This window comes from Daejeonella rubra (genome assembly GCF_900103545.1).
In the GTDB taxonomy this organism is placed as follows: Bacteria; Bacteroidota; Bacteroidia; order Sphingobacteriales; family Sphingobacteriaceae; genus Daejeonella; species Daejeonella rubra.
Genome location: NZ_FNHH01000038.1, coordinates 15,151 through 28,432, shown reverse-complemented (window position 1 = coordinate 28,432; position 13,282 = coordinate 15,151). Strand labels below are relative to the sequence as shown.

Genomic DNA, 13,282 nt, shown 5'->3' with positions numbered 1-13,282 from the left:
AAAGAGGGGAAATGTATGTGGAAAACTATAAGAGAGCAGCCTGAAGAAAATCTTTTTTAAATTAAATTTGGAAATAAGTTAAACCTAGAATACGAACACGCGAAAAATCATTTTCTACTCACATACACTTCGAAGCGTGGAGAGATCTGTTGATCAAAAAGCCGCCTTTGCTCAACAGATTCCTCTTCGTTCCTCATTCGGAATGACGCGCTTCTATTAACTACGGTTATCTCGAACACTCCTCGTACGTCGAGTTAGGCATACTGTCTCTCTACGGATGTTCAATAAAAAAAAGTCTTTCGACTCGTTTATTAAACCAAATACTCTTCTAATCTTGTTTCAATACCTCCATAAAAATAAAAAACCCCATTAAATGAATTAAATTCATCCAATGAGGTCTTAATATTTAATTAGGCTTGTATCTCTTTCCTTTTAACTTCCATCCAGATTGCATATCCTAATGAAAGCAATAAAAGTATAGATGCTATAAGTGAAATCGTTTCACCGGTATAGTATGAAGTAGGTTCAAATTTGAATTCCAGCTTATGATTTCCTCCTGGTAATTGTGCGGCACGTAAAATATAATCTGCTCTGAAATAAGGTATTTTCTCGCCATCAACGTATGCATTCCAGCCTTTTTCATACCACATTTCAGAGAATACAGCTAAGGCATCGCGTCCTGATGAATACTCATATGTCAGGTGGTCAGGATGGTAGGTGATAAGTCTGATAAAGCCATTTCCATCATAACCAACTTTACTTACATCGATCAGCGACTTAAATTTCTCATCAACAACCATTACGTTTTTCGGATCGAAGCTGCTGATCGCCATCATTTCTTCATCAGCATTTTTCACATACTCTACCTTTTGAACAAACCAGGCATGTCCCGCTGCTGTAGAGCGATTCTTCATGGTTTCTTTTTGCCCATTCTGATCGGCAGTAATCAAATACTTGGTATTTAGCATGTCAAGCACATCTTCATTGATCGCTCCGTTGAACTGCTTGTCCAATACTTCCTGGTAGCGTTTAAGTTTGGCTGCATGATAGCCTCCAAGACTTTTATGAAAGTAAGAAGGTACGGAATTTGAAAAAGGATTACCCTGACTAAGATCCAAAACCCTGTAGTAGGATTGATCACGCATGATCAGCTGATCCACATCTCTTGGTTTGAATTGTTGCGCCAGAACGTTTTTATCAACAAATTTTTCATTATTCAGGTAGCGTCTGTCAATGCTCCAGAGATCCACAAGAACTACAACTGCCAATGCAATGAAGACAAATTGTGGGTTCATTTTTTTCCTGATCAGCGCCCAAACTAATCCTGCACCGATCAAAACGAATAGCAAAGAGCGTAATGCATCCATTCTTGCCAGGCTGATCCTGTCCTTAACTAAAGCCTCAGCAATTGAATCAGCGAAACCTTTATCACCGTTGGTGATCTGAGTTAATTGCTCTATAAATTGTCCGTGGTTCTGTGTTTTAAAACTCAAAAATGCAGTTGGCAATGCAATCAGAATAATTAAAAGTCCGCCTGTTATATATAAACTATACAATAGATTTTTTTGAAGTTTTTTAGGTTCTTCAGTATGGAAGGCTACTTCTTTCACTGCAAGAATCGCTAATACAGGCATTAAAAATCCTACTATGACCAGTATAGATTCAACCGCTCTGAATTTATTGTAAAGCGGGAAATAGTTGAAGAACAGATCTGAAAGGAATGGTAAATGCCTTCCAAAAGAGAGTAAAAGACATAAAATACTCGCACTCAGTATCCACCATTTAATTCTGTTTTTTACTATGAATAGTCCCAGGATGAATAGGAAGCAAATTATTGCTCCGAAATACCATGGACCGGAGGTGAATTGTTTATCACCCCAATAAGTAGTTAATCCTACCTGTGCCAATTGCTGCATGGCAGGTAATAGTTGTTCAGCAGGAATTCCTTTTGCAGCAAGTGTTTTAGCTACTTCCGATTTTTCGTCCAGATTAGGGCCCGAAGCGCCACCATAAACATTTGGAACCAAGAAGGTAAGGCTTTCACCAACACCCTGGCTCCACTGGTATGCATAATCTCTGTCAAGGCCGTTATTAGGTTCAGACTTGTCGGTAGTTAAATTTGATTTTCCACGGATGGTTTCTGTACTATATTCATAGGTAGTCCAGAGCATACCCGCATTCACTGCAACAGCAAGAACTGAGGCAGCTGCCAGATAGCTGAATGATTTGATGAAATCTTTGCTTGTTTTGCTTTTTAGGGCATGGTAAAGTTCAATTCCAACATAGATAAGCAGGGCAATGAACAGATAATAAGTCATCTGTATATGATTCGTTCTGATCTCAATAGCGAGAAATAAGGCAGTTAAAACTGCACCTAAAAGGTATTGCCTTCTGAACGTCAGAATGATTCCTGCCAGGATCGGAGGGAAGAATGCAATAGCCATCGCTTTATTGCTATGTCCGGCATCAATGATCTGAAAGTTATAGGATGAGAAAGCGAATGCAATTGCACCTGCAGCCGCCAGCCAGGGGTTCATTCTTAAAACACAGAATAAAAGATAAGCACCTAAAAGATAAAGCAGAACTGTATCTATCGGATTTGGGAATACAGTTTTAAAGAAGGAAATAACATAGGTTGTTACGTTATTTGGATACTGAACCCAGATTTGGAAAGCCGGCATCCCGCCAAACATGGAATTTGTCCACAGTGGACCCTTTCCGTCTTTTGCTTTGAAATCCATGATCTCCTTTTGCATTCCCTGAGCCATTAGAACATCGCTCTGATACAAGGCTTTGCCCTGCAATGCCGGACTGAAATACACAAAACATAAGGCGATAAATATTCCTATAATGGCCAGATGTATACCATTGCGTTTAAACCAGTTATTCATTCTGCTTAAATTAGTTGAATGCCAAAAATAGAAAAAAGCTTAAACCTGCAATGCGTGTAATTGCGCTTTATGAAAATAAATCTTAAGAAATGCACAATTTATATCAATTAGGGCTCATAATGGCCCTGATATAGCTATTGAGATTTTTTAAAAAAGGGAGATAAGCCTGAAATCAGGGAGTTTTTATTTCTTCATATTCAACAAAATCACCAGCATCATCACCAGGATGTTTGTCTTTAGGAGGCATATAGTCTACACGAATGCGGCCATCCGGTGCAGGTTGCTGTTGTTGCTGATATCTCTGATTGGCCTGATTTTGTGCTTTTGTCATCATTTTTTGGAATAAGACAGGCAAAAGCAAACGGCCGATCATTTTGATCAACCATAAAATACAGATGGTAATGAATAAAAATTTTAATAATGGCATGGCAATAGATTATAATACTCAAATATAGACGTTAATTTTTTTAAAATGTTTCAAATAGAAGTAAATGTTACATTGGAATTACTGTTTTGAGTAGTTAGTACATAGTATTGAGACATATACCGCAGAGCATGAAATTCAGTGGTCTAAAAGGATTAGAAAATCAATTGAATATTTCCACCACCCTGCCTACCTGTCCGTCTTCAAGCCTGACTTTGATACCCCTGGAATGAAAAGCTGCACTGGTGAGTAGTGCCTGAACAATCCCCCTTGTCCGTACTCCACTGCGCTGGTCTTTTTTAAGTATGATGTCTACTTCAAGTCCGGGGTAGATATCTTTTCTGTTTTGACCGTTCATTTGTTTGGGTTTTCAGTATTTGAATTTGACATTTAGGTGATAAATAGATTTCAATCACAAGTGTCCGGATAAAATTGTAAATGATCAATTAAAATTGAAATCATCCCGCTCTTGCCGCGGGAGAGGGCACTTACTTTTCCCTTCAGCTGGAAAAGTAAGCAAAAGAGCCGCGACTTCCTGGTATTTCTTGTAAAATCACACTTTATCCTATCGGTGTAATCCAAGCCGTGTTAAGGGAAGTGAAAGAAATGAATAGATCTGCAACACTTCTCCGGATTACTTGAAGGCAGTGATTTATGATTGTTAATGCAGGGATAAAGCGCGCCTTTACTGCCAAATCCCAGAATGCCGATCTCTGCAAAAGGCAAAACCGGTAATTTATGAATGGTTGTTACCCATCGTACTGTCCCAACTACCATTCAGATCAGATAAACGGTTCCTAAGAACGATTCAATCCCCAGTGCCGGAAAAATCAAAACACAGATGCAGTTCATTCAAATCAGGAAAATCTTTCCTCCATGATTCTCTCCAGTGCATACATTTCATCTCTCAATTTTGCTGCCATGAGGAAGTCCATCTCTTTTGCAGCCAAAACCATATCCTTTTTAGTTTTTTCAATTGATTTTTGGAGTTCTGGCTTGGTCATGTATTGAACGATCGGATCTGCTGCAAGATTGTCGGTCATTTCCTTTTCAATGTATGCTTTTTGAACACCACCCTTGAAATCCATTACCGAAGTTTGCTCGATGATGGCTTCACGCGATTTTCCGATAGTTCGTGGCGTAATTCCATGTTTCGTGTTATATGCGATCTGTTTCTCTCTTCTCCGGTTAGTTTCGTCAATCGTAACGCGCATACTGGCAGTGATCTTATCGGCATACATAATTACTCGTCCGCGATCATTTCTGGCCGCTCTGCCGATGGTTTGTATCAAAGAACGCTCTGAGCGAAGAAATCCTTCTTTGTCGGCATCCAGGATGGCCACCAATGAAACCTCTGGCAGATCCAGTCCTTCACGAAGCAGGTTTATTCCGATCAAAACATCGAAAACACCTAGCCTCAGGTCCCGGAGTATCTCTACCCTTTCCAGTGTTTTCACCTCAGAGTGGATATATCGAACTTTGATTCCAAGGCGGTCCATGTATTTGGTCAGTTCCTCAGACATTCGTTTGGTTAATGTTGTAACCAGAATACGGTCGCCCATTTTAACCGTTTTATCAATTTCGTCCAGCAGGTCATCCACCTGATTGCCCACAGGCCTGATCTCTATTATAGGATCTAATAGCCCTGTCGGACGGATTACCTGTTCCACAAAAATACCTTCTGTTTGTTCCATTTCATAATCGCCCGGAGTAGCGCTTACATAAATCGTCTGAGGTGCAAGAGTCTCGAACTCATTGAAATTTAATGGCCGGTTATCTAGTGCAGCCGGTAAGCGGAAACCATATTCAACCAAAGATAGTTTTCTGGACCTGTCACCACCGTACATTGCACGTATCTGGGGCACCGTTACATGGCTTTCATCGATCACCATCAGATAATCCTTCGGAAAGTAATCCAGCAGGCAGAACGGACGCATACCCGGGGTTCTTCCATCGAAAAAACGGGAGTAATTTTCAATTCCGCTGCAGTATCCTAGCTCTCTGATCATTTCAAGATCATAGTTTACCCGTTCTTCCAGGCGTTTGGCCTCCAGGAATCGCTTTTCACTAATAAACTGCTGCTTTCGGCTTTCAAGTTCCTCCTGAATAGACCAGATGGATTCGGTAAAGCGCTCTTTGGGAGTGACGAATAAATTGGCCGGAAAAATGGCCATATGCGACATTTTTTCTATGGTCTTGCCTGAAGCAGGGTCGATGGTGCTGAGTTCCTCAATATCATCCCCGAAAAATGAAACACGATATGCAAAATCCATGTAGGCCGGATAAATATCTACCGTATCCCCTTTAACACGGAAGGTTCCACGGCGAAAATCGGTCGTGGTACGGGAGTACAATATTTCAACCAGGCGATGTAAAAATGCATTACGGCTTACCTTCGTCCCAACCGCGAAACGAAATACTGAGTTTGAAAAATCTTCAGGATTTCCCATACCATAAATGCAGGAAATGGACGAAACCACAATTACATCCCTTCGTCCCGACATAAGTGCGGAGGTTGTTCGAAGTCTGAGTTTCTCTATCTCCTCATTGATCTGAAGATCTTTTTCTATATAGGTATTTGATGAAGCTAAATAGGCTTCCGGCTGATAGTAATCGTAATAGGATACAAAGTAATTAACAGCGTTATCAGGAAAGAATTGCTTGAATTCACCATAAAGCTGAGCAGCCAATGTCTTGTTATGACTAAGGACAAGCATTGGTTTTTGTGTTTCCTGTACTACATTGGCAATTGTAAAGGTCTTGCCAGAGCCTGTAACTCCCAGTAAGGTCTGATAATGATCTCCATTATTTATTCCTTCTACCAGTTGTCTGATTGCTTCAGGCTGATCGCCGGTTGGTTTATATTCGGATGTTAGTTTAAATTCCATGGGATATTACAAAGATAATAAAGAAGAATTGAGTATTGTGTAAAGGCATCGTAATGACGACCTTTTGTGGAATTATAATACTGGCAACCTAAATCCTAACCAACCAACTAAAAGGAGTCAGAATGATGATTGCTAAATTGAAATTTTCTGACAAGAGAATAACAGATAACCGAAAAATTTAAGGTTAAAAACCACCCCCTTCCATCGCTCAAGCCAACACTCCCCCCGCCAGCGGTGGACAGCAAATCGGATAAGAAAATTTCGCTTAAGTGTAAATTATTTAATTTTAAGCACGATTTTTTATATGCTCCCAGTGTCCACCGCCGGCGGGGGAATTAAAGGGGGTGGTTCTTCTCAAATCCCTCAATAAACTCATTGATGTCTTATACTTAAATGAATTTAAATCACAATACTGCCATTGTTCAAAAGATTTCTCTTCGTACCTCCATGCCTAACGGCAGGCAGGCATCGAAATGACGACCAAGTTCACAACACCAACCGAAGGAAAAATCTCTTATCATCCGTTCGATAAAACAATAATTGTTTAAATAATTTCCTAAATTTAACTATGGCATTTATACTCAACGATACACGATCAGTAGCGAATCATTTTATTGCAGAATTACGTGATTCGGAGATTCAACAGGATAGTATGCGCTTCCGCAGAAATATGGAACGTCTGGGTGAAATATTTGCCTATGAAATCAGTAAGGGGTTTAAGTATGTTGAAACTGAGTTTGAAACCAGCCTTGGGACCTCAGAAATAGAGATCTTAAAGGAACAACCTGTACTGGCAACAATTCTGAGAGCCGGATTACCGCTGCATCAGGGGATGCTGAACTATTTTGACAAAGCCGACTCTGCATTTATTTCAGCTTACCGTAAAACTACAAAAGGACATAATTTTATTATTGAGATAGAATATATTTCTGCGCCCTCATTAGATGATAAGATCGTGATCATTGCTGATCCAATGATAGCCACGGGCGAAAGTATGGTTCTTTGCTGTAAGGAGTTATTACAGAAATACAAGATCAGAGAGCTTCATATTGTAGGTGTCATTGCCAGTAAGGTTGGAATTGAGCATGTAAAAGCAAATCTTCCGAAAGCAAAGCTCTGGATCGGTGCAATTGATGAAGAGCTGACCACAAAATCATACATCGTCCCTGGATTGGGTGATGCAGGAGACCTTTCCTATGGAGTGAAGGAGTAGTTTCTAAATTCTCTGAGATTATTTTTTAGCTCTTAGCCTAATATTAGCTTATTTTTGTGTTAAATACCTTAGCCATTATTTAATGCTTTATAACCACCTGTTTTTTGATCTGGACCATACTATTTGGGATTTTGATAGAAATGCAGAAGAAACCCTGCATGAACTCTACCATAGGTATAATCTAAAAGATTTAGGTTTACACTCAGCTGATAGATTTATTGAAACGTATACCATAAATAATCACCAGTTATGGGCAGATTATCATGTAGGTAAAATAAGTAAGCAGGTCCTGCGTGAAACCAGGTTTGCCAAGACATTTACTGATCTGGGAATTTCACCTGAGCATATCCCTCACCAGTTTGAAGATGATTATGTAACTATTTGTCCTACAAAAACCAATTTATTTCCACTGGCACACGAAACCCTGAGCTATCTGAAAAATAAGTACAAACTGCATGTGATATCCAATGGTTTTAAGGAATCAACGGAAATGAAGATCAATAATAACGGACTGGATGTGTATTTTGAAAATGTGATAATTTCTGAGGTTGTAGGTGTAAACAAGCCAGACAGAGCTATATTCGATCATGCTTTGAACCTTGCAGAAGCTCATGTTTCTGAAAGTATCATGATTGGGGATAGCATTGAAGCTGATATCAGGGGTGCTCAGGATTATGGGATGAAAGCGATCTATTTCAATCCTGAAGGAAAAGAAAAACCTGAGGATGTAGAACATCAGATAATTTGCCTGAGTGAACTAATTGGTATTTTATGAGTGCAGAGCGAGTAAATAATTCATTGCTTAAAACTATTTCAGTTTATGAGGCCCTTCTCGCCGGAGTTTCAGAAGAAACTTTTGCACAGAGTCCTTCTGATGGAAGCTGGTCTTATTCTGAAACCTATTCACATATTTTTCAGTCGGGCCTGCTATCTCTCCTGGCAATTGACAATTGTATTCAACAGAATGGTGAACTAAGCAGAAAACCGATCCACTGGATTCCCTGGTTAATTTTGTTTTTCGGCAGATTTCCTCCCGGAAAGATCAAAGCGCCAAAGCGAATTGCATCGATGGTTAAGAAAATTAGCAGGGAAGAGGCCAAAGCATTGATCCTAAAATTCAAATTGCGTCTCGGGGAGATTAGTCGTCAGGTTAATGCTGCAGATCCTCACCAAAAAATTAAACATCCCCGTCTTGGACTCCTGAATGCAAAGCAATGGTTCAGGTTTATTGAGGTGCATACTATTCATCATACCAGGCAGCTAAAGCGAATTGAAAAGCAGCTTGGAAAAGTTTGATGGATTTTTCAGACAAATGAACCACAAGCCGTGACATGCAGATATCTCATTGAAATACAAAATATAAGCTTGAAGTTTTGCTTCAGGTTTGGTTAGATTGAGGAATAAACTTAAACAAAGACGAGTATTTATCATCCTATAAGCACTCATCCAACTCGTATCGCAAACTAGCTCTCAGCAAAACATAGTAGCTCTGAATTTCAGCTATAAGTACTAACTTTGAATTTAGCCAAACCAAACGCACAAGGTAATAATAGATGATCCAGCAATTCAGAAGCATAAACCCATTAAACATCATTCTTCTGATTGGAATTGCTATTTTACTGAGAATAGGAATTTTCATTGATATGCCTCAGCAGATCAGTTTCGAATTCATGGAGCCATTTGCCAGGTTATTACTGGATATTCCGCTGGAAAGCGCCTTTAGTCCATTAGCGAATATATTGGTAGCCTTATCCATTTTAATCATTCAGGCATTAATATTTAATAGGATCATCAATTCCTATGGCCTTCTGGGAAAACCAACTTTCCTGCCAGCTTTGCTTTACGTAACCGCCGGAAGTTTGCTGGCACCCTTTCTGCTTTTGAGTCCAACTTTGATCTGCAATTTTTTGATTCTTTGGATGATTGAAAAATTTTTAAGTGTCTACAAAAGGGCTGAAGTAAGCTCAGTGATGTTCGATCTGGGCATGCTTGTAGCTTTAGGTACATTGATATATTTTCCTTTTATTTCGATGTTGCCTCTGATGTGGATCAGTCTGATAATCTTCAGACCCTTTAACTGGAGAGAATGGATCGCAGTAATAATAGGTTTTATCACCATCTTTTTCTTTTTGGCAGTATTCTATTTTTGGAACGATTCTCTTGATAAATTCTATGAAATATGGCTGCCCTTAGCAACCAGATTTCCTACGAATCTTCGAATCAATCTGTATGATTCTTTGGTTCTAATTCCCGTAGTGATCATTCTTGTGCTCGGTTTTTTTCAATTGCAGAAGAACTTCTTCAGAAGTGTAGTGCAACTCCGGAAATCATTCCAGCTGCTTTTCTTTATGTTTATAATTGGGCTTGCATCGTTTTACTTAAAGCAGAACCTGGTTTTATATCATTTCTTACTATGTGCCCCACCGGCGGCGGCCCTGATGGCATACTACTTCCTTTATGCAAATACCCGCTGGTTATATGAGAGTTTATATTTCATACTTTTTGGTTCAATAATTTATTTCCAGTTATTCTGATAAAAATCAGGCTTTAACCTTTTTTAACACAATTCAGGACTGCCAATCTCAAAATTTGAATAGATTTGTATCATAAATTTCTGTATCCATATTTTACCTGAAAATAAAGTATTGAAGACATAATGGATGTTTTAAAACAGGTAATGAGGCATGATGCGGTTCGACTATTGCGTAAACGTAATGATCTGCCTGATGCAGATTTTACCGTTAATTCTGTAAATGCTTAATGGCACAACTGGTTATTGATATTGGTAATTCACGTACCAAGCTTGCAGTTTTTCAGGGGACTAAGCTTCTTAGGTCTGAGAAAGTGCCGAAGCTGGATACGACTATTTTAAGTCAATTTCTCAATAGCCCAGAAATAACACATAGTATAATTTCATCCGTAAATGATGAGATTACAGGTCTGGAGGATCTTCTAAAAGAGAAGACACACTATATCCGGTTTTCTGCCCTGCTACAAACAGGAATAGTAAACAACTATAAAAGTCCTGCAACTTTGGGATTAGACCGTCTTGCAGGAATATTAGGGGCAAGGTCTTTATTCCCTAAAAGGAATTGTCTGGTTATCGATGCCGGAACCTGTATCACTTATGATGCTATTGATAAGGATGGTGTTTATGAAGGCGGGAGTATATCACCTGGCTTGAAAATGAGGCTTAAGGCTATGCATAATTTTACCGGAAGGCTCCCGGAAGTTGAGCTAATTGAATATAATGACTGGCAAGGCTATGATACAATGTCTGCCATGCTTTCAGGAGTAGTGAATGGGAGTTTTGAGGAGGTTAAAGGGTTTATTGAGATCTATAATTCAAAATATTCTGAATTACAAGTGGTTCTCTGTGGTGGGGATTCGATTTTTTTTGATTACAGGCTTAAAAATAGCATCTTTGCACACGCTTTAAAAACCGAACCCGATTTGGTACTAATTGGTTTAAATGAAGTTATCCAGCAAAATGATTAAAATAGTTAAAAATATATTCTTCTGTCTCCTGTTTGCAACGGTTCTGCCTGCAACTGCACAAATTACTTCAAGCTCCCCATATTCACAGTTTGGATTAGGCGACCTGAAAGGTTCTCTTCTGCCCCAGAACAGGGCAATGGGTGGATTGAGTCAGGGTGTGCGTAAGCCGGGTTTATATGATAATATTAACCTTGCAAATCCTGCATCTTACTCAACACTTGAGCTGACAACCTTTGACGTGGGTGCTTCTATGGATATTCGTAAATTAAGCAAGAGCGGAATTTCCGGAAAGAACCAGTTAAACTCAACATTGAGCCATATCACGTTCGGAGTACCTGTTAACAGGTTTTCAGCAATTAGCTTCGGACTTGTACCATACACCGACCTGGGATACCAGTTTAGTAATGCAGGATTGGTTGATACCAACAAGGTAAATTACATTTATTCAGGTGAAGGCGGTATTTCAAAAGCCTATATGGGCTATGGCTTTAAGCTTGGAAAGAAATTTAGCTTTGGATTTAATTTAGCATACCTTTTCGGAAACCTTAAACAAAACAGGGCTTTCGAATTTGCTAATGAACTAACCACTGTCTTTAACTCCCGTACGCAATACAGTAATGCTGTTGGTGGATTAAGTTATGATTACGGACTTCAATACTCATCTGAGATCAATGATAAAACTAAGTTCATCTTTGGTTATACCGGAAATGCAGGAAGCAGTTTAAACTCCAGAAATAATACAGTTACTACCCGATACAGAAAAGATGTACTTGGTGATGAATTGGCTACAGCAGATAGTACCTTCTTTGCTGAAGGGACTAAAAATAAAATCAATATGCCTTTAACGCATACTGCTGGTTTTGCATTCGAAAAAACCAATGGATGGTTAGTAGGTGCAGATGTTAGCTACAGCAGATGGTCAGATTACAGAGAAGGAAATTCAAATCCAGGATTAAATGACAGTTATGGTATTGTTGTTGGCGGACAAATAACGCCAGATGCGAATGCGATAACTAACTATTTTAAATTAGTTGATTACAGGTTTGGAATAAAGTATGATAAGACCTTTGTTCAGATCGGCAACAATGATATAAACCAATATGCAGTAACTTTTGGATTTGGTTTTCCACTTCCTCGTAACAGATCCAGTTTCTACAAAATTAACTTGTCTGCTGAGTTGGGGCAGCGTGGTACTGAGAAAAACGATCTGGTTCGCGACCGCTATGTTAACATAAATCTTGGTTTCACACTCAATGATAAGTGGTTCCAGAAAACCTATATTGAATAATATATGAAAGTCCGGCGCTGCATATACGGTGCTGTATTTTTTATTGGGATAGTTCTGCAATTTGCTTGTGAGAATAATCTGCGCGAAGTCGAAAAGATTTCCGCAAAGAAACTGATCGTACCGGTTGATAAATCTACAGGTGTTGAAATCATTTACAGCGATTCCGCTCACGTTAAAGCCAAGCTGATCACCCCCGAGTTATTGAATTTCAAAACTGAAAAACCTTATATCGAAATGAGGAAGGGAGTAACTGTGATCTTTTTCGACCAAAATCAGCAGGAATCCAGCAGAGTAAGATCAGATTATGCAATTCGTCGTGAACGCGAAAATAGGGTAGAACTCAAACGAAATGTGGTAGTTACCAATATCAAAGGGGAAACTTTTAAATCGGATGAGCTGATCTGGGATGAAACCAAAAAGCGCTTTTTTTCCAATAAACTTGTTAGTATTACTTCCAAAGATAATGTGTTGCATGGGACCAGCTTCTGGGCCAATGAAGATTTTTCGTACTATGAGATTGTACAATCAACCGGAGATCTGAGGTTGACCGGGGAGCAGGGGTTTTAATTCTCAATTATTCAAATTGAAGGCAATAGTAACTAAGAAACCGGCCCATTAGCGGGTGAAAGATCTTTGTGAAAGCAATTATAGAACTGTTTTGTTAAACCACCAATCAGAAGAAAATTAGGGGTTAATCGGAGGAAATAGAACTTAAAACCACCCCCTGCCAGCGTTAAGGCATAACGCTCCCCCCGCCAGCGGTGGACAGCATGTCGGATAAGGCAATTGCATTAATGGGTTACTATTTTTAGATATATCAAATTTTTCAGTCCGCCCAGTGTCCACCGCTGGCGGGGGAATAAAAGGGGGTGGCTCTGACTGTGTATCGTCCTGAAAAGAGTTTACCGTTCTTGAATTGACCTTGAATTATAAAGCAATTGGTTTCTAGGAACCTGCCCTTCAGGAGGTGAGTAACCTTGGATATTGAGTCAATAGGTTTACTAACCCGATAAATCCTAGAATATCTACCTTTTGTTCATGACTTGTCTATCCACCCACCATTCCAAACCCTTTTACCCT

Annotated in this window: 11 protein-coding genes; 7 read left to right on the top strand and 4 right to left on the bottom strand. The window is 39.4% G+C overall.

The genetic code is table 11. The features are described 5' to 3' along the window. Positions 1-410 precede the first annotated feature (410 nt). From BLR27_RS17210 to uvrB, 4 genes are all read right to left on the bottom strand, one after another. The gene (locus tag BLR27_RS17210) at positions 411-2,891 is read right to left on the bottom strand and encodes a YfhO family protein (protein ID WP_090706956.1); all 2,481 of its coding nucleotides are present in this window, start codon (positions 2,889-2,891) and stop codon (positions 411-413) included. Between the two features lie 172 nt (positions 2,892-3,063). Continuing rightward, a complete protein-coding gene (locus tag BLR27_RS17205; RefSeq protein ID WP_090706954.1) occupies positions 3,064-3,318 on the bottom strand; it encodes a DUF4834 family protein in 255 nt (84 codons plus the stop codon). 160 nt (positions 3,319-3,478) lie between these two features. Further along, the gene (locus tag BLR27_RS17200; protein ID WP_090706952.1) at positions 3,479-3,673 is read right to left on the bottom strand and encodes a YwbE family protein; all 195 of its coding nucleotides are present in this window, start codon (positions 3,671-3,673) and stop codon (positions 3,479-3,481) included. Positions 3,674-4,172: 499 nt separating this feature from the next. Then, positions 4,173-6,203: an excinuclease ABC subunit UvrB gene (uvrB, locus tag BLR27_RS17195; protein WP_090706951.1), complete on the bottom strand. Its 2,031-nt coding sequence runs from the start codon at positions 6,201-6,203 to the stop codon at positions 4,173-4,175. Between the two features lie 568 nt (positions 6,204-6,771). On the opposite strand from uvrB, the gene upp reads away from it, so the two are divergent. The 7 genes from upp (at position 6,772) to lptC (ending at position 12,769) form a co-directional block, all read left to right on the top strand. After that, on the top strand, positions 6,772-7,416 hold the full coding sequence (upp, locus tag BLR27_RS17190) for a uracil phosphoribosyltransferase (protein WP_090706949.1): 645 nt from the start codon (positions 6,772-6,774) through the stop codon (positions 7,414-7,416). Between the two features lie 82 nt (positions 7,417-7,498). Continuing rightward, positions 7,499-8,191, top strand: a complete 693-nt coding sequence (locus BLR27_RS17185) for a YjjG family noncanonical pyrimidine nucleotidase (protein WP_090706947.1) — start codon at positions 7,499-7,501, stop codon at positions 8,189-8,191. Beyond that, the gene (locus tag BLR27_RS17180) at positions 8,188-8,712 is read left to right on the top strand and encodes a DinB family protein (RefSeq protein WP_090706946.1); all 525 of its coding nucleotides are present in this window, start codon (positions 8,188-8,190) and stop codon (positions 8,710-8,712) included. The genes BLR27_RS17185 and BLR27_RS17180 overlap by 4 nt, the downstream gene beginning before the upstream one ends. A 257-nt stretch (positions 8,713-8,969) precedes the next feature. Beyond that, a complete protein-coding gene (locus BLR27_RS17175) occupies positions 8,970-9,950 on the top strand; it encodes a DUF6427 family protein (RefSeq protein ID WP_090706944.1) in 981 nt (326 codons plus the stop codon). A 226-nt stretch (positions 9,951-10,176) separates the two neighbouring features. Then, positions 10,177-10,914, top strand: coding sequence for a type III pantothenate kinase (locus tag BLR27_RS17170; protein WP_090706943.1), 738 nt, complete (start codon positions 10,177-10,179; stop codon positions 10,912-10,914). Then, positions 10,889-12,202 carry a porin family protein gene (locus BLR27_RS17165; protein WP_090706941.1) on the top strand — a complete coding sequence of 438 codons (1,314 nt, stop codon included), beginning with the start codon at positions 10,889-10,891 and terminating at the stop codon, positions 12,200-12,202. The genes BLR27_RS17170 and BLR27_RS17165 overlap by 26 nt, the downstream gene beginning before the upstream one ends. A 3-nt stretch (positions 12,203-12,205) precedes the next feature. After that, complete coding sequence (gene lptC / locus BLR27_RS17160) at positions 12,206-12,769, top strand: LPS export ABC transporter periplasmic protein LptC (RefSeq protein ID WP_090706940.1); 564 nt, start codon at positions 12,206-12,208, stop codon at positions 12,767-12,769. The last annotated feature ends 513 nt before the right edge of the window (positions 12,770-13,282 follow it).